13 protein-coding genes and 1 tRNA gene are annotated in these 17,767 nt (G+C 52.3%); all 14 read left to right on the plus strand.

From position 1 onward, the window contains the following. The coding region (tuf, locus tag MWU62_RS18255; RefSeq protein ID WP_247115602.1) for an elongation factor Tu at positions 1–1,176 on the plus strand (1,176 nt) is incomplete at its 5' end. A gap of 67 nt (positions 1,177–1,243) precedes the next feature. Beyond that, positions 1,244–1,319, plus strand: a tRNA-Trp gene (locus MWU62_RS18260). Positions 1,320–1,353: 34 nt separating this feature from the next. Then, a complete protein-coding gene (secE, locus tag MWU62_RS18265; protein ID WP_247116193.1) occupies positions 1,354–1,722 on the plus strand; it encodes a preprotein translocase subunit SecE in 369 nt (122 codons plus the stop codon). Positions 1,723–1,734: 12 nt separating this feature from the next. Further along, the gene (nusG, locus tag MWU62_RS18270) at positions 1,735–2,268 is read left to right on the plus strand and encodes a transcription termination/antitermination protein NusG (RefSeq protein ID WP_200367835.1); all 534 of its coding nucleotides are present in this window, start codon (positions 1,735–1,737) and stop codon (positions 2,266–2,268) included. Positions 2,269–2,368: 100 nt separating this feature from the next. After that, entirely contained in the window at positions 2,369–2,800 is a 432-nt protein-coding gene (gene rplK / locus MWU62_RS18275) for a 50S ribosomal protein L11 (RefSeq protein WP_072799871.1), read from the plus strand. A gap of 1 nt (position 2,801) precedes the next feature. Further along, a complete protein-coding gene (rplA, locus tag MWU62_RS18280; protein ID WP_247116194.1) occupies positions 2,802–3,500 on the plus strand; it encodes a 50S ribosomal protein L1 in 699 nt (232 codons plus the stop codon). Between the two features lie 231 nt (positions 3,501–3,731). Beyond that, positions 3,732–4,262, plus strand: coding sequence for a 50S ribosomal protein L10 (gene rplJ, locus MWU62_RS18285; protein WP_200367839.1), 531 nt, complete (start codon positions 3,732–3,734; stop codon positions 4,260–4,262). A 39-nt stretch (positions 4,263–4,301) separates the two neighbouring features. Then, entirely contained in the window at positions 4,302–4,679 is a 378-nt protein-coding gene (gene rplL / locus MWU62_RS18290) for a 50S ribosomal protein L7/L12 (protein ID WP_216007867.1), read from the plus strand. Between the two features lie 241 nt (positions 4,680–4,920). Further along, entirely contained in the window at positions 4,921–8,997 is a 4,077-nt protein-coding gene (rpoB, locus tag MWU62_RS18295) for a DNA-directed RNA polymerase subunit beta (protein ID WP_247116195.1), read from the plus strand. 76 nt (positions 8,998–9,073) lie between these two features. After that, positions 9,074–13,288, plus strand: a complete 4,215-nt coding sequence (rpoC, locus tag MWU62_RS18300) for a DNA-directed RNA polymerase subunit beta' (protein WP_247116196.1) — start codon at positions 9,074–9,076, stop codon at positions 13,286–13,288. 161 nt (positions 13,289–13,449) lie between these two features. After that, complete coding sequence (rpsL, locus tag MWU62_RS18305) at positions 13,450–13,824, plus strand: 30S ribosomal protein S12 (RefSeq protein WP_106670730.1); 375 nt, start codon at positions 13,450–13,452, stop codon at positions 13,822–13,824. 114 nt (positions 13,825–13,938) lie between these two features. Further along, on the plus strand, positions 13,939–14,409 hold the full coding sequence (rpsG, locus tag MWU62_RS18310; RefSeq protein WP_200367856.1) for a 30S ribosomal protein S7: 471 nt from the start codon (positions 13,939–13,941) through the stop codon (positions 14,407–14,409). Positions 14,410–14,427: 18 nt separating this feature from the next. Beyond that, a complete protein-coding gene (gene fusA, locus MWU62_RS18315) occupies positions 14,428–16,533 on the plus strand; it encodes an elongation factor G (RefSeq protein ID WP_247116197.1) in 2,106 nt (701 codons plus the stop codon). A gap of 35 nt (positions 16,534–16,568) precedes the next feature. After that, positions 16,569–17,765 (plus strand): elongation factor Tu, encoded by a 1,197-nt coding sequence (tuf, locus tag MWU62_RS18320; protein ID WP_247116198.1) that lies wholly within the window; start codon positions 16,569–16,571, stop codon positions 17,763–17,765. Positions 17,766–17,767 lie beyond the last annotated feature (2 nt).

Here is a 17,767-nt window from a genome sequence, read left to right on the forward strand (position 1 = left end):
CGTCTTAAGCCACACCTGAACGTGGGCACCATTGGTCACGTTGACCATGGTAAAACGACTCTGACCGCTGCTCTGACTCGTGTATGTCACGAAGTGTGGGGTACGGGTTCTGCGAGTGCATTCGATCAGATCGATAACGCACCGGAAGAGCGTGCGCGTGGTATTACCATTGCGACCTCCCACGTTGAGTACGATTCTCCAACCCGTCACTACGCACACGTAGACTGCCCGGGCCACGCTGACTATGTTAAAAACATGATCACAGGTGCGGCTCAGATGGACGGCGCGATTCTGGTTTGTTCTGCAGCTGACGGCCCCATGCCGCAGACGCGTGAGCACATCCTGTTGTCTCGTCAGGTGGGTGTACCTTTCATCGTTGTGTTCCTGAACAAAGCGGACATGGTTGACGATGAAGAGCTACTTGAGTTGGTAGAGATGGAAGTTCGCGAGCTGTTGAGCGCGTACGACTTCCCGGGTGACGACACCCCTATCATTACCGGTTCAGCGTTGATGGCTTTGCAGGGCAAAGACGACAACGAAATGGGTACCACCGCTGTTAAGAAGCTGGTAGAAGCTCTGGACGACTACATTCCTGAGCCTGAGCGTGCAATCGATCAGCCGTTCCTGCTGCCGATTGAGGATGTGTTCTCTATCTCTGGTCGTGGTACGGTTGTAACCGGTCGCGTAGAGCGCGGTATCGTTAAGGTGGGTGAGGAAGTCGAGATTGTTGGTATCAAGGATACCGTCAAGACTGTCTGCACCGGTGTTGAGATGTTCCGTAAGCTGCTAGACGAAGGTCGTGCAGGTGAGAACGTAGGTGTACTGCTTCGCGGCACCAAGCGTGACGACGTTGAGCGTGGTCAGGTTCTGTGTAAGCCGGGCAGCATTAAGCCGCACACCAAGTTTGAGTGTGAAGTGTACGTACTGAGCAAGGATGAGGGTGGTCGTCATACCCCATTCTTCAAGGGCTATCGTCCACAGTTCTACTTCCGTACCACTGACGTAACTGGTTCCTGTGAACTGCCGGAAGGCGTGGAAATGGTTATGCCAGGTGATAACGTGAAGATGGAAGTCACGCTGATTGCTCCGATCGCCATGGAAGATGGTCTGCGCTTCGCGATTCGTGAAGGCGGCCGTACTGTTGGTGCCGGCGTCGTCGCTAAGATCCTCGAGTAATATACTCGATTTTCGGGCGCACCCTTGTGGTGCGCTTGATAGTAAGTGCACTGAGTTGTTTCGGTGCAGGCCAGTAGCTCAATTGGCAGAGCAGCGGTCTCCAAAACCGCAGGTTGGGGGTTCGATTCCCTCCTGGCCTGCCATTTTTTTAACATCCGGATACATAAGTTGATTCCCATGGAGTCAAAAGCCGTTCAGTCAAACAGCCGTTTCGATGCGTTGAAGTGGTTGGTTGTGTTTGTGCTGGTTGCCGTTGGTGTTGTTGGTAATCAATATTTCAGCGCCGAGTCTTTGTTGTATCGGGTTCTGGCTCTAGTTGTTCTAGCGATTGTCGCGGCCCTAGTGGCGTTGCAGACTGATCGCGGGCGACGGTTCGCGACCCTCCTCAAGGAGGCTCGTGTCGAGATCCGGAAGGTGGTATGGCCCACTAGGCCAGAACTAGTTCAGACCACTGTAATCGTTGTGGTCTTTGTGCTGGTTGTGTCCCTATTATTGTGGGGCATGGATTCGATAATCAGTTGGTTGGTCGCCGGATTCATAGGTTAACAGGAGTGGGCAATGGCTAAGCGCTGGTACGTGGTTCATGCGTATTCTGGCTACGAAAAGCACGTAATGCGCACTCTTATTGAGCGCATTGCGCTTGAAGGTATGGAAGATCAGTTTGGTGAAATTCTGGTTCCTACCGAAGAAGTTGTTGAGATGCGTGACGGGAAAAAGCGCAAGAGTGAGCGCAAATTTTATCCTGGGTACGTTCTTGTCCAAATGGAAATGGACGACGGTACGTGGCATCTTGTAAAGAATACGCCTAGGGTTCTTGGCTTTATTGGTGGAACTAAGGATAAGCCAGCTCCCATTACAGAGCGCGAGGCTGAGGCAATTTTGCGCCGAGTTGAAAGTGGCGTGGATAAGCCTAAGCCCAAGACTTTGTTCGAGCCAGGTGAGGTTGTTCGCGTGATTGAAGGTCCGTTTGCGGATTTCAATGGCGTGGTTGAGGAAGTTGACTACGACAAGAGTCGTGTCAAAGTTGCTGTTTTAATCTTTGGTCGTTCAACTCCAGTAGAATTGGAGTTTGGTCAGGTCGAGAAAGACTGAGTAGCAGCTTTTAATCGGAAGGCTCGCGCGCTTTTGCGTTGCGGGCTTTTTGTGTCTGCAACGGGGAGCTGAAAGGCGCTTGTACCCATAGGAGTATTTTATGGCTAAAAAGATAGAAGCATATATCAAGCTTCAGGTTGCTGCCGGTAAGGCCAACCCGAGCCCCCCTGTTGGTCCGGCATTGGGCCAGCGTGGCGTGAATATCATGGAGTTCTGTAAGGCATTCAATGCCCAGACCCAAGATATGGAAGCCGGTCTGCCGATCCCTACTGTTATTACCGTATATAGCGATCGCAGTTTTACGTTTATTACCAAAACGCCTCCTGCTCCGGTCCTTCTCAAGAAGGCTGCTGGTGTTAAGAGCGGCTCCGGGCGCCCGAATACCGAGAAGGTTGGTAAGGTGACGCGTGAGCAGCTCGAAGAAATCGCCAAGACCAAAGAGCCGGACCTGACTGCTGCCGATATGGACGCAGCGGTTCGTACCATTGCTGGAACAGCCCGCAGCATGGGCCTGACCGTGGAGGGCGTGTAACATGTCAAAGATGAGCAAGCGTCAGAAGCTTATTCGTGAAAAGGTTGACTCGACCCGTTCTTACTCGGTTGACGAGGCGGTATCGTTACTGGTTGAGCTAGGTCAAAGTGTAAAGTTTAAAGAGTCTGTGGACGTTGCTATCAATCTTGGTGTTGATGCACGTAAATCAGATCAGGTAGTTCGTAGCAGTACCGTATTGCCTCATGGTACCGGTAAGACCGTTCGTGTAGCCGTGTTTACTCAGGGCGCGAATGCTGAAAAGGCAACTGCTGCGGGTGCGGATATTGTTGGAATGGACGATCTCGCGGAAGAGGTCAAAAAAGGCAATATGGATTTCGACGTGGTTATTGCCACTCCGGACGCTATGCGTGTTGTTGGTCAGTTGGGTCAAATTCTTGGGCCCCGTGGCCTGATGCCTAACCCCAAAGTCGGTACCGTTACCCCTGACGTTGAGACAGCAGTCAAAAACGCCAAAGCGGGTCAGGTTCGCTACCGCACCGATAAAAACGGCATCATTCATTCGCCGTTGGGTAATGTTGAATTCTCTGCACAGAACATCAAAGAAAACCTTGAGTCTCTTGTGGCAGATCTGAAAAAGGCCAAGCCTTCGTCTGCGAAAGGTGTGTATCTCAAAAAGATCACCCTGTCGTCGACCATGGGTCCTGGCCTGACTATCGATCAGAATGGTCTAGATATCTGATTTTTTGGTCGGTAGTTACTTTGTAGTCTAGGCGGAAGCCAAGGCTGTCAAAGACCGCAGGCCCCTGAGGTCTCCTGACTGAAAGGGTTAAAGCAACGCCTGCGCAGACGGTGTGAAGACGTTCTCTCTGAACCCAAACACCGTTAAGGCGCCTCAAGAAAGCATTTCTATGCTTTCGGGGCAATGATGGGTTTGCCGGGAATACCCCCGGCGAAATCGAGGAGAAATCCAGTGGCAATTAGACTCGAAGACAAGAAAGCGATCGTCGCTGAAGTCAACGAGACTGCCGGTGGTGCTCTGTCTGTGGTTTTGGCTGACTACCGTGGTGTCACCTCTGGTGATATGACGGCTCTGCGTGCCAAAGCTCGTGCCGAGAATGTGCGTCTGAAGGTTGTTCGTAACAACCTGGCTAAGATTGCCATTCGCGGTACTGAGTTTGAGTGCATTGATGAGGTTCTGGTCGGCCCAACCATTTTGGCATTCTCTATGGAAGATCCGGGAGCGGCTGCACGCCTGCTGAAGGATTTCGCTAAAGAGAAAGACGCATTCGAAATTAAAGGACTGGCAGTCGGCGGTGAGCTGATGGGCGCAGACCAAATCGATCGTCTAGCCAAGCTACCAACACGTCACGAAGCGTTGACGATGCTGGCTGCGGTAACACAGGCACCAATCACCAAGCTGGCACGGACACTGAACGAAGTTCCTTCGAAAGTGACCCGCGCCGTTGCGGCAGTTCGAGACCAGAAGCAAGAAGCTGCTTGATTCTGTTGAACACCATATTTAATTTTTTGGGAGAAAGTCATGGCTCTGTCTAACGAAGACATTTTGAACGCGATTGCAGAAATGAGCGTAATGGACGTTGTTGCGCTAGTTGAAGCAATGGAAGAGAAGTTCGGCGTATCTGCTGCTGCAGCTGTTGCTGCCGCTCCTGCAGCAGCCGGTGGCGACGCTGCCGCTGCTGAAGAGCAGACCGAGTTTGATATTGTTCTGACCGGCGTTGGCGAGAAGAAAGTCAACGTTATCAAGGCTGTTCGTGAACTGACCGGTCTGGGTCTGAAAGAAGCTAAAGAACTGGTTGACGGCGCGCCTTCCACCATCAAGGAAGCTGCGAGCAAAGCAGACGCTGAAGAAGGCAAGAAGAAGCTTGAGGAAGCAGGCGCTTCTGTTGAGCTTAAGTAAGAGTCGGCTGTTGATCGAAACTGCGCGATAAGCGTAGACAGGCTGGTGGCCTTGTGCCACCGGCCTTTTTCTGTTGTATATGCTATAGAGTCTGGTGTTCGTTTGCGGGTTGCTTCAGATCTGTTATCGATTACCAGAGTCTTTGTTCAAGACGGCGCGATAAGCCGAGCAATTCGGCCCCGAAGCAGAACATTGGTTGCTTCTTGATACAAGGTATCAGGTCTAAAGCTGGGGAATGCAGATGACTTACTCCTACACTGAAAAAAAGCGGATCCGCAAAGATTTTAGTAAATTGCCGTCCGTGATGGATGTCCCCTATTTGCTGTCTATTCAGCTGGATTCATTCCGGGACTTCCTGCAAATGGAAGCCGTACCTGGAGATCGTCGGGAAACCGGTCTTCACGCAGCATTCAAATCCGTATTCCCGATTGCCAGTTACTCTGGCAATGCCGCGCTTGAATACGTGAGCTACCGCATTGGCGAGCCCGTATTCGATGTCAAGGAATGCCAGCTTAGGGGCGTAACGTATGCGGCGCCGCTGAGAGTTAAGGTTCGCCTTATCATTTATGATAGGGAATCGTCCAACAAGGCGATTAAGGATATCAAAGAACAGGAAGTCTACATGGGCGAAATGCCCCTGATGACTGAGAACGGTACCTTCGTTATCAACGGTACCGAGCGTGTTATTGTTTCCCAACTCCACCGCTCTCCCGGTGTGTTCTTTGACCATGACAAGGGAAAAACCCACTCATCCGGTAAGCTGTTGTATTCGGCTCGGGTTATTCCTTATCGCGGGTCCTGGCTCGATTTTGAATTTGATCCGAAGGACTCCGTTTTTGTTCGGATTGACCGTCGACGCAAGTTGCCAGCGTCGATCCTCCTGCGCGCGCTCGGCTACACCTCCGAGCAAATGCTGGAGATGTTCTTTGATACTAGTAAGTTCAAGCTGGGCGCTGAAACTTGCAAGCTAGAGTTGGTTCCAAGCCGTCTTCGTGGAGATATCGCGACATTTGATATCAAAGACAACGAAGGCAAGCTGATTGTGGAAGAGGGTCGTCGAATCACAGCTCGCCATATCAAGCAGTTGGAAAAAGCAGGCATCAACGAGCTAGAGGTGCCCACTGAGTATCTCTACGGCCGCGTTCTAGCCAAAGATATGGTGGACAAAGCCAGTGGCGAAGTGTTGGTTGAGTGCAACACTGAGCTGAGTGAAGAGGTTGTGAAAACAATTCTGGACGCTGGCGTAAAAGAGATCGAGACGCTTTATACCAACGATCTGGATTGCGGACCGTTTATGTCTGATACCCTGCGTATCGACCCAACTCGCAGTCCGCTTGAGGCTCTGGTAGAGATCTACCGCATGATGCGTCCTGGCGAGCCCCCCACCAAGGATTCGGCAGAGAACCTGTTCAATAACCTGTTCTTCTCTGAAGAGCGTTATGATCTCTCTGCAGTCGGCCGCATGAAGCTTAATCGTCGCCTGCGCCGTGAAGAGAGTACCGGTGAAGGTACGCTTACCCACGAAGATATCATTGATGTTCTGAAAACGCTGATTGATATCCGTAACGGTCAGGGTAGCGTTGACGACATTGATAACCTAGGCAACCGTCGTGTTCGTTGCGTTGGTGAGATGGCTGAAAACCAGTTTCGTGTTGGTCTGGTGCGTGTTGAGCGAGCTGTGCGTGAACGTCTGAGTCTCGCAGAGAGCGAAGGTTTGATGCCTCAGGATTTGATCAACGCCAAGCCAGTTGCAGCCGCGGTTAAAGAATTCTTTGGTTCCAGCCAACTGTCTCAGTTTATGGACCAGAACAACCCGCTGTCCGAAGTGACTCACAAACGTCGTATTTCGGCGTTGGGGCCTGGCGGCCTGACACGTGAGCGCGCCGGTTTTGAGGTTCGCGACGTACACCCGACACACTATGGTCGTGTATGCCCGATCGAGACACCAGAAGGTCCAAACATCGGCCTTATAAACTCCCTGGCTACCTATGCCCGTGCCAACTCTTACGGCTTCCTTGAGAGCCCGTATAGAAAGGTGGTCGACGGCTTGGTCACCGATGAGCTTGTGTATCTATCGGCTATTGAAGAAAGTAATTACGTTATCGCTCAGGCCAGTGCGGCTGTCGATGATGGCATGCGTTTGACAGATGAGCTGGTAACTGTACGTCACCAGAACGAAACCACGGTTATGCCTCCTGAAAGTGTTAATTTCATGGATGTTTCGCCGCGTCAGGTAGTATCTGTTGCTGCTTCATTGATTCCGTTCCTTGAGCATGACGATGCTAACCGGGCTCTCATGGGCGCGAACATGCAACGTCAGGCGGTACCGACGCTGCGCTCTCAGGTGCCTTTGGTGGGAACCGGTGTTGAGCGCACAGTAGCTCAGGACTCGGGTGTCTGCGTGACAGCTCGTCGTGGTGGTGTAATTGAGAGTGTCGATGCGGCCAGAATCGTTGTACGTGTTAACAACGAAGAAACCGAAGCCGGTGATGCTGGTGTGGATATTTATAACCTCACCAAGTACACCCGCTCTAACCAGAATACGTGCATAAACCAGCGCTCCATCGTCCGTCAGGGTGATGAGATTGCTCGTGGTGATGTATTGGCAGATGGCCCATCGGTTGATCTCGGTGAGCTTGCCCTTGGTCAGAATATGCGCATCGCATTTATGCCCTGGAACGGTTATAACTTTGAGGACTCCATCCTTATTTCCGAGAAGGTGGTGCAGGAAGATCGCCTGACCACTATCCACATTCAGGAACTCACTTGTGTGGCTCGTGATACCAAGCTGGGTAGCGAAGAAATCACTGCAGATATTCCGAATGTGGGTGAGAGCGCGCTGTCTAAGCTGGATGAGTCTGGCATTGTTTACATTGGTGCTGAAGTAGGACCTGGCGACATACTGGTAGGTAAGGTTACACCGAAAGGTGAAACCCAGCTGACCCCGGAGGAGAAGCTGCTGAGGGCTATCTTTGGTGAGAAGGCGTCTGATGTAAAAGACACCTCCTCCCGTGTGCCGACAGGCACCCGCGGTACTGTAATCGACGTTCAGGTATTTACCCGTGATGGTATCGAGAAAGATCAGCGTGCTCAGTCAATTGAAAAAGAGCAGTTGAACCAGTATCGCAAGGACCTTAAAGACGAATACCGCATTGTTGAAGGTGCAACTTTCGAGCGTTTGTTGAATGCACTCAAAGGTCAGCAAGTCATCAGTGGTCCTGGCCTGAAGAAGGGCGCAAGCCTTGATGAAGGCTACTTGGCCGAACTGCCTCGTTCAGATTGGTTCAAGCTTCGCATGCAGGACGAGAGTCTAAATGAGTTGCTGGAGAAGTCTGAGCAGGGGCTGGAAGAGCGCACGAAAGAACATGAAGCGCGCTTTGATGACAAAAAAGGCAAGCTTCAGCAGGGCGACGACCTTGCACCGGGCGTGCTGAAGATCGTAAAGGTTTACCTTGCCATCAAGCGTCGTATCCAGCCAGGTGACAAGATGGCGGGGCGTCACGGTAACAAGGGTGTTATCTCGGCGGTTAAGCCGATTGAAGATATGCCTTACGATGAGTTCGGCAACACCGTTGATATCGTTCTGAACCCATTGGGTGTTCCGTCGCGAATGAACGTTGGTCAGGTTCTTGAGACTCATCTGGGTGCCGCAGCCAAGGGCTTGGGCGAGCGCATCAGCAAAATGCTTGATGAGCAGCGTAAAGTGGCCGAGCTGCGCAAACTTCTTGATGAGATCTATAACCACTCTGATGAAGTGTTCAAGGTGGACTTGGATTCCCTGAGCGATAAGGAAATCCTAGAGATGTCCCACAACCTGCGCGGCGGTGTTCCTATGGCCACGCCAGTGTTTGATGGTGCCAAGGAATCGGAAGTTAAGCATATGCTTGAGCTTGCAGGCCTGAGTACAACCGGCCAGACCAAGCTTTATGACGGCCGCACAGGGGACGCTTTCGATCGGCCGGTGACGGTGGGGTATATGTATATCCTTAAGCTTAACCACCTGATCGATGACAAGATGCACGCCCGTTCCACCGGCTCCTATAGTCTGGTTACCCAGCAGCCGCTGGGTGGTAAGGCGCAGTTCGGTGGTCAGCGTTTCGGTGAGATGGAAGTGTGGGCCCTCGAGGCTTACGGTGCGGCGTATACGCTGCAGGAAATGCTCACCGTTAAGTCTGACGACGTGAACGGTCGGACCAAGATGTACAAGAACATTGTCGATGGTGATCATCGCATGGAGCCCGGCATGCCGGAATCCTTCAACGTTCTTGTCAAGGAGATCCGTTCGTTGGGTATCGACATCGAGCTGGAATCTGAGTGAGCCGAATTGTTTTTGGCAGCGTGAGCGGGCACCTGGTGTGCCCGCCCGAGATTAACGCCATCCGGAGCTTTTACTGATGAAAGATTTGCTGAATCTTCTCAAGAGCCAGAATCAAAGTAAGGAATTTGATGCTATCCGTATTGGGCTGGCATCACCGGACATGATCCGTTCCTGGTCCTTTGGTGAAGTAAAGAAGCCTGAGACCATCAACTACCGTACGTTCAAGCCTGAGCGCGACGGCCTTTTCTGTGCCAAGATTTTCGGCCCAATCAAGGATTACGAGTGTCTGTGCGGCAAGTACAAGCGCCTCAAGCATCGCGGTGTTATTTGCGAGAAGTGTGGCGTTGAAGTTGCATTGGCAAGTGTGCGTCGTGAACGCATGGGCCATATTGAATTGGCCAGCCCGGTCGCTCATATATGGTTCCTTAAGTCATTGCCATCCCGTATCGGTCTGATGCTGGATATGACCTTGCGTGATATTGAGCGAGTGCTTTACTTTGAATCGTTCATAGTGATCGATCCAGGTATGACCACGCTCGAGCGCGGGCAACTGCTGAATGATGAGCAGTACTACGAAGCTCTGGAAGAGTTTGGAGACGAGTTTGATGCCCGTATGGGTGCTGAAGCTGTCAAGGAGCTGCTTGAAGGCATTGACCTGCAAGAGCAAGTTGACCTGCTGCGGGAAGAAATTCCTCAGACCAACTCCGAAACTAAAATTAAAAAGTTCAGTAAGCGCCTGAAAATACTTGAGGCCTTCCTGTACTCCGGCAATAAGCCGGGCGACATGGTTATGACTGTTCTGCCGGTTCTTCCGCCAGATCTACGCCCGCTGGTGCCACTGGATGGTGGTCGTTTTGCGACGTCCGACCTAAACGATCTGTACCGCCGTGTTATCAACCGGAACAACCGCCTCAAGCGCCTGCTCGAGCTGAACGCTCCAGATATCATCGTGCGCAACGAGAAGCGTATGCTGCAGGAAGCGGTAGATGCTCTGTTGGATAACGGCCGCCGCGGTCGCGCCATAACTGGCACGAACAAGCGCCCGCTCAAATCTCTTGCTGATATGATCAAGGGTAAGCAGGGTCGTTTCCGTCAGAACCTGCTCGGTAAGCGGGTAGACTATTCCGGCCGTTCCGTTATTGTTGTAGGTCCATACCTGCGCCTACATCAGTGTGGACTGCCGAAGAAGATGGCCCTTGAGCTGTTTAAGCCGTTCATTTTCTCAAAGCTTGAACACCGTGGTTTGGCCACGACCATCAAAGCTGCGAAGAAAATGGTCGAGCGTGAAGAAGGTGTGGTTTGGGATATTCTTGACGAAGTTATTCGTCAGCACCCGATCATGCTTAACCGCGCGCCGACACTGCACCGCTTGGGCATTCAGGCATTTGAGCCGGTATTGATCGAAGGTAAGGCAATCCAGCTGCATCCGTTGGTGTGTGCCGCCTATAACGCCGACTTCGATGGTGACCAGATGGCGGTACACGTACCGCTGACGCTGGAAGCCCAGTTGGAAGCCCGTGCGTTGATGATGTCTACCAACAACATCCTGTCGCCCGCAAACGGTGAGCCAATCATTGTGCCGTCTCAGGACGTTGTACTCGGGCTTTACTACATGACCCGGGAGCGTAAAAGTGCGCTTGGTGAGGGCATGGTGTTTGCGGACGTAAAAGAAGCTCATCGCGCTTACGGCGCCGGTCAGGTTGACCTGCAAGCCATCGTTAAAGTGCGCGTAAAAGAAGTTGCGATCCTTGAGAACGGTGAGCGTGCTGAAGAGTACAAGATCGTGGACACCACGGTTGGTCGCGCCTTGTTGTTTGATATCGTTCCCGATGGCCTTTCATACGACCTGGTTAATAAGCCAATGGTCAAGAAGGCAATCTCGAACCTTATCAACACTTGCTACCGCGACGCCGGGCTAAAAGAAACCGTTATTTTTGCGGATCAGCTCATGTATACGGGCTACCAGTATGCCACGGTTTCCGGTATCTCGATCGGCTTCAACGACTTTGAAATCCCGCCAGAGAAGTACGAGCTCGTAGATGCGGCTTCGCAAGAAGTAAAGGATATCGAAACTCAGTACGCGTCAGGTCTTTTGACTCAGGGCGAGAAGTACAACAAGGTTATCGATATTTGGTCACGCGCTAATGACAAGGTCTCCAAGGCCATGATGCAGCGTTTGGCTAAAGAGAAAGTGATAGGGCCCGATGGAAAGCCTGTTAAGGGTGAAGTCGGCGAAGACCTGATGCAAGAGTCCTTCAACTCCGTCTACATGATGGCGGACTCGGGCGCACGGGGCTCCGCTGCCCAGATTCGTCAGCTTGCCGGTATGCGTGGCTTAATGGCGAAGCCCGATGGTTCAATCATCGAAACGCCGATCACCGCGAACTTCCGAGAAGGCCTGAACGTACTTCAGTACTTTATCTCGACCCACGGTGCCCGTAAGGGTCTGGCAGACACCGCACTGAAGACCGCTAACTCCGGTTATTTGACGCGGCGTCTGGTGGATGTATCTCAGGATTTGGTTGTTACCGAGGTGGATTGCGGAACCGAAGAAGGTCTGCTCATGACACCGCACATCGAAGGCGGTGACGTGGTCGTACCTTTGGGCGACCGTGTTCTAGGTCGAGTGACGGCCCGTGACACCTTTACGCCTACGGATAAGGATAACGCGGTTGTTGCAGCGGGCACGCTACTGGATGAAAAAACAATCGAAGAGCTTGAAGGTGCTGGTGTGGACGAGGTTTGGGTGCGCTCAGCGATCACCTGTGAAACTCGCCACGGTATCTGCTCTAAGTGCTACGGTCGTGATCTGGCCCGTGGTCACCGAGTTAATGTCGGGGAAGCGGTGGGTGTTATTGCGGCGCAGTCTATCGGTGAGCCGGGCACACAGTTGACGATGCGGACCTTCCACATTGGTGGTGCTGCAAGTCGTGCTTCTGCCGTAGACAATGTTCAGGTGAAGCACGGTGGCACTGTGCGTCTGCACAACCTTAAGTCGCTTGAGAAGAGTGATGGCTCTCTAGTTGTTATCTCTCGTTCTTCTGCATTGGCTATTGCCGATGACCAGGGGCGTGAGAGGGAGTGGTATAAGCTTCCATACGGCGCCGTCCTGTCGGTTAAGAATGGTGATGTGGTTGAGGCTGGTGTTGTGGTTGCCAAGTGGGATCCACACACACATCCGATCATTGCGGAAGCGGAAGGCACGGCGAAGTTTGTCAACATGGATCAGGGTATTACTGTACGTACCCAAACCGACGAACTCACCGGTTTGTCGACCATGGAGATCATCGATCCGAAGGAGCGTCCGGCGGCCGGTAAGGATATTCGCCCCGCAATCCAGATGGTTGACGAGTCAGGAAACGACGTCGACCTTCCGGGTGGCGGCGCGGCAATTTTCTTCATGCCGGCGAATGCTCTGGTAACCATGGCAAACGGCGCACGTATCGAACTCGGCGATGTGGTAGCGCGTATACCACAGGCAAGCTCAAAAACACGAGACATTACCGGTGGTTTGCCGCGGGTTGCCGATCTGTTCGAGGCCCGTCGACCGAAAGAATCGTCCATTCTTGCTGAAATCAGCGGCATGGTGTCCTTCGGTAAGGAGACAAAAGGCAAGAAGCGTCTGGTTATCACGCCAAAGGATGCAGACCCATACGAGGTTCTGATTCCCAAGCATCGCCAAATGAACGTGTTCGAAGGCGAAACGGTTGAAAAAGGCGAAGTGATTTCTGACGGCCCATCCAATCCGCATGATATTTTGCGCCTGTTGGGTGTGGTGGAGTTGGCGAAGTACATCACCAACGAAATTCAGGACGTTTATCGCCTGCAGGGTGTTGTCATAAACGACAAGCACATTGAGGTTATCGTCCGTCAGATGTTGCGCAAGGTTGAAGTCAGCGATCCCGGTGATACGGAGTTGTTGTCTGGTGACCAGCTTGAAATTACCAAGCTGTTGGAAGAGAACGAGAAAGCTATTGCAGCGGATAAAGAGCCTGCAAGATTTGAACGCTTGTTGCTTGGTATTACTAAGGCATCCTTGGCAACTGAGTCGTTCATCTCGGCGGCTTCCTTCCAGGAGACTACTCGGGTACTTACCGAGGGTGCGGTTACAGGAAAGCGCGATTACTTGCGGGGCCTTAAAGAAAACGTAGTGGTAGGTCGTCTGATTCCTGCGGGAACGGGTCTGGCTTATCATGCGGAACGTCGACGTAAACGCGAACTTGAAGAGCAGGGCGTGACAGCGGCCGATGTTGAAGAAGCTCTGAGCGCAGAGCTCAACCGCGGAGGTTGAGGCTGGCGCGCCACCTCCGTGTAGTTACTTACTCGGAGGTGGTTAAAAAGAGAACAGTCATCTTGACTGTGCTGGGTCGCGGGCTTAAACTTGCGACCCTTAATTTTACCCCCTTCATTGGGGGTAAGTTTCATTGATATGGTTTTTTGGAGTTTGCTTACATGGCAACGATTAATCAGTTGGTGCGTAAGCCTCGTAAGCGCAAGGCAGCCAAGAGCGATGTTCCTGCTCTTCAAGCTTGTCCTCAGCGCCGTGGTGTGTGCACTCGTGTATACACCACAACGCCGAAAAAGCCGAACTCAGCATTGCGTAAAGTGTGCCGTGTTCGTCTGACCAACGGCTTCGAGGTTTCCTCGTACATTGGTGGTGAAGGCCATAACCTTCAGGAGCATAGTGTTGTGCTGATCCGTGGTGGTCGAGTTAAAGACCTTCCGGGTGTGCGCTACCACACTGTTCGCGGAACTCTGGACACTCAAGGTGTGCAGAACCGTAAGCAGGGTCGCTCCAAGTACGGTGCTAAACGACCTAAGTCGTAATGTGCCGAAAGAGTGTCTTTTATCGTTGCTTGTCAGAACGATAAGAGTAAGGCTGAGTAGCCACCGGCTATCTCAGGGGTTCCTGAAGACCTTTAATTAGATAAGGGCTTATCGATGCCTAGAAGAAGAGTTGCAGCTAAACGGGAGATTATCCCGGATCCGAAGTTCGGTAGTGCGCGCCTTGCCAAGTTCATCAACCACGTGATGGAGAGCGGTAAGAAAGCGGTTGCAGAGCGTATTGTTTATGGCGCTTTGACAATTGTTGCCGAAAAGTCGAAAGACGAGCCAATCGAAATGTTCGAGAAGGCCCTGGAAAACATTCAGCCGATGGTCGAGGTTAAATCCCGTCGTGTGGGTGGTGCTACATACCAGGTTCCCGTAGAAGTGCGGCCTTCCCGCCAAAACGCGCTCGCGATGCGCTGGCTCGTAGAATTTTCACGGAAGCGTGGCGAGAAATCCATGGCGCAGCGTCTGGCTGGTGAAATTCTTGATGCCGCTGACAGCAAAGGTGCCGCTGTTAAGAAGCGTGAAGACGTTCACCGCATGGCAGAAGCTAACAAAGCCTTCTCTCACTTCCGTTTCTAAACAGCCGAGGTTTATACAGTGGCACGCAAAACTCCGATTAAACGTTACAGAAACATTGGTATCTGTGCGCACGTTGATGCGGGCAAAACCACAACGACCGAGCGTATTCTTTATTACACCGGTCGTAGCCATAAGATGGGTGAGACCCATGATGGCGCGTCTACCACTGACTGGATGGAGCAAGAGCAGGAGCGGGGTATCACCATCACTTCTGCTGCTGTAACGACGTTCTGGCAGGGTATGGATAAGCAGTTCGATGAGCATCGAGTTAATATCATTGATACTCCGGGGCACGTAGACTTCACTATCGAAGTTGAGCGTTCTTTGCGGGTTCTCGATGGTGCAGTTGTTGTGTTCTGCGGGTCCTCAGGTGTTGAGCCGCAGTCCGAGACTGTATGGCGTCAGGCTAATAAGTACGAAGTTCCGCGTATGGTGTTCGTCAACAAGATGGATCGCGCCGGTGCCGACTTCTTACGTGTAGTTGAGCAGATCAAGACTCGCCTTGGTGCAACACCAGTGGCGCTGCAGTTGCCGATTGGTTCCGAAGACCAGTTTGCGGGTGTTGTCGACCTTCTTCGCAATAAAGCGATTTACTGGGACGACGCCGACTTGGGAATGACCTATCGTGAGGAAGAAGTTCCTGCGGGCATGGTCGACGAAGTTGCAAAGTACCGCGAAGCATTGGTTGAGGCTGCTGCTGAAGCCAACGAAGAGTACATGGAAAAGTATCTCGAAGGTGGTGAGCTTTCTCTCGAAGAGATTAAAGCGGGCTTGCGCGCGCGTACTCTTGCCAACGAGATCGTCTTGGCTTGCTGTGGATCGGCGTTCAAGAACAAGGGCGTACCAGCAGTGCTAGACGCCGTCATTGAATACCTGCCTGCTCCGGATGAAGTTAAGGCTATTCGCGGCGAAGTCGATGAAGATGGCAAGGAAGAAACTCGTCCGGTTGATGACAATGCCCCGTTCGCAGCTTTGGCGTTTAAGATAGCAACAGACCCATTCGTTGGTTCTTTGACCTTCTTCCGTGTTTACTCCGGCAAGCTAGAATCCGGTAGTTCGGTATTCAACTCTGTAAAGGGTAAGAAAGAGCGTGTTGGCCGTATGGTTCAGATGCACGCTAACGACCGGGAAGAGATTAAAGAGGTTCTTGCGGGCGATATTGCTGCGGCGATCGGCCTTAAAAACGTAACCACTGGCGATACTCTGTGCGACGAGAGTCACAAGATTATTCTTGAGCGCATGGAGTTCCCTGAGCCGGTTATTTCGGTTGCAGTTGAGCCCAAGTCGAAAGCAGATCAGGAAAAGATGGGTGTAGCTCTGGGTAAATTGGCTCAGGAAGATCCATCATTCCGTGTGCGCACCGATGAAGAAACCGGGCAGACGATCATTTCTGGTATGGGCGAGCTTCACCTTGATATCCTCGTAGACCGCATGCGTCGTGAGTTCAAGGTTGAGGCTAATATCGGTAAGCCGCAGGTGGCTTATCGTGAGTGCATCCGCAAGTCTGTCGATGTAGAAGGTAAGTTTGTTCGTCAGTCGGGTGGTCGTGGTCAGTATGGTCACGTAAAGGTTCGAATTGATCCGCTGCCACTGGATGTCGAAGATGGTGAAAACTTCATCTTTGTTAATGAAATCGTTGGTGGTGCTGTTCCCAAGGAATACATACCGGCGGTTCAGCAGGGTATCTCGGAGCAGATGCAAAACGGCTGTCTGGCCGGCTATCCGCTGCTGGGTATCAAGGCAACCTTGTACGACGGTTCGTATCACGACGTGGACTCCAACGAAATGGCGTTCAAGGTCGCGGGCTCCATGGCAATGAAAAAAGGTGCCCTGGAAGCGAACCCGGCTCTGCTCGAGCCGATGATGAAGGTCGAGGTTGTAACCCCTGAGGATTACATGGGTGACGTGGTCGGTGATTTGAATCGCCGTCGTGGCCTGATTCAGGGTATGGACGACGGCGTCGCGGGCAAGATTGTACGCGCTGAGGTCCCGTTGTCGGAAATGTTCGGTTATGCGACGGACCTGCGCTCTGCCACTCAGGGTCGTGCGTCTTACGCAATGGAGTTTTCGCGGTACGCGGAAGCGCCAAATAATATTGCCGAAGCAATCATTAATAAGGGTTGATACCCAGGACTTAAGAAACAGGAAGAGGTGTAACTGTGTCTAAATCTAAATTTGAGCGTCTTAAGCCACACCTGAACGTGGGCACCATTGGTCACGTTGACCATGGTAAAACGACTCTGACCGCTGCTCTGACTCGTGTATGTCACGAAGTGTGGGGTACGGGTTCTGCGAGTGCATTCGATCAGATCGATAACGCACCGGAAGAGCGTGCGCGTGGTATTACCATTGCGACCTCCCACGTTGAGTACGATTCTCCAACCCGTCACTACGCACACGTAGACTGCCCGGGCCACGCTGACTATGTTAAAAACATGATCACAGGTGCGGCTCAGATGGACGGCGCGATTCTGGTTTGTTCTGCAGCTGACGGCCCCATGCCGCAGACGCGTGAGCACATCCTGTTGTCTCGTCAGGTGGGTGTACCTTTCATCGTTGTGTTCCTGAACAAAGCGGACATGGTTGACGATGAAGAGCTACTTGAGTTGGTAGAGATGGAAGTTCGCGAGCTGTTGAGCGCGTACGACTTCCCGGGTGACGACACCCCTATCATTACCGGTTCAGCGTTGATGGCTTTGCAGGGCAAAGACGACAACGAAATGGGTACCACCGCTGTTAAGAAGCTGGTAGAAGCTCTGGACGACTACATTCCTGAGCCTGAGCGTGCAATCGATCAGCCGTTCCTGCTGCCGATTGAGGATGTGTTCTCTATCTCTGGTCGTGGTACGGTTGTAACCGGTCGCGTAGAGCGCGGTATCGTTAAGGTGGGTGAGGAAGTCGAGATTGTTGGTATCAAGGATACCGTCAAGACTGTCTGCACCGGTGTTGAGATGTTCCGTAAGCTGCTAGACGAAGGTCGTGCAGGTGAGAACGTAGGTGTACTGCTTCGCGGCACCAAGCGTGACGACGTTGAGCGTGGTCAGGTTCTGTGTAAGCCGGGCAGCATTAAGCCGCACACCAAGTTTGAGTGTGAAGTGTACGTACTGAGCAAGGATGAGGGTGGTCGTCATACCCCATTCTTCAAGGGCTATCGTCCACAGTTCTACTTCCGTACCACTGACGTAACTGGTTCCTGTGAACTGCCGGAAGGCGTGGAAATGGTTATGCCAGGTGATAACGTGAAGATGGAAGTCACGCTGATTGCTCCGATCGCCATGGAAGATGGTCTGCGCTTCGCGATTCGTGAAGGCGGCCGTACTGTTGGTGCCGGCGTCGTCGCTAAGATCCTCGAGTAATA

The sequence above is a fragment of the Marinobacter sp. S6332 genome, assembly GCF_023016045.1.
In the GTDB taxonomy this organism is placed as follows: domain Bacteria; phylum Pseudomonadota; class Gammaproteobacteria; order Pseudomonadales; family Oleiphilaceae; genus Marinobacter.

What these genes read in the sequence shown, in the direction of transcription:
- rpsG (WP_200367856.1), top strand. Translation starts at nt 13,939, where the DNA reads ATGCCTAGAAGAAGAGTTGCAGCTAAACGGGAGATTATCCCGGATCCG.
- rpoB (WP_247116195.1), top strand. Translation starts at nt 4,921, where the DNA reads ATGACTTACTCCTACACTGAAAAAAAGCGGATCCGCAAAGATTTTAGT.
- rpsL (WP_106670730.1), top strand. Translation starts at nt 13,450, where the DNA reads ATGGCAACGATTAATCAGTTGGTGCGTAAGCCTCGTAAGCGCAAGGCA.
- rplK (WP_072799871.1), top strand. Translation starts at nt 2,369, where the DNA reads ATGGCTAAAAAGATAGAAGCATATATCAAGCTTCAGGTTGCTGCCGGT.
- nusG (WP_200367835.1), top strand. Translation starts at nt 1,735, where the DNA reads ATGGCTAAGCGCTGGTACGTGGTTCATGCGTATTCTGGCTACGAAAAG.
- secE (WP_247116193.1), top strand. Translation starts at nt 1,354, where the DNA reads ATGGAGTCAAAAGCCGTTCAGTCAAACAGCCGTTTCGATGCGTTGAAG.
- rplA (WP_247116194.1), top strand. Translation starts at nt 2,802, where the DNA reads ATGTCAAAGATGAGCAAGCGTCAGAAGCTTATTCGTGAAAAGGTTGAC.
- rpoC (WP_247116196.1), top strand. Translation starts at nt 9,074, where the DNA reads ATGAAAGATTTGCTGAATCTTCTCAAGAGCCAGAATCAAAGTAAGGAA.
- rplL (WP_216007867.1), top strand. Translation starts at nt 4,302, where the DNA reads ATGGCTCTGTCTAACGAAGACATTTTGAACGCGATTGCAGAAATGAGC.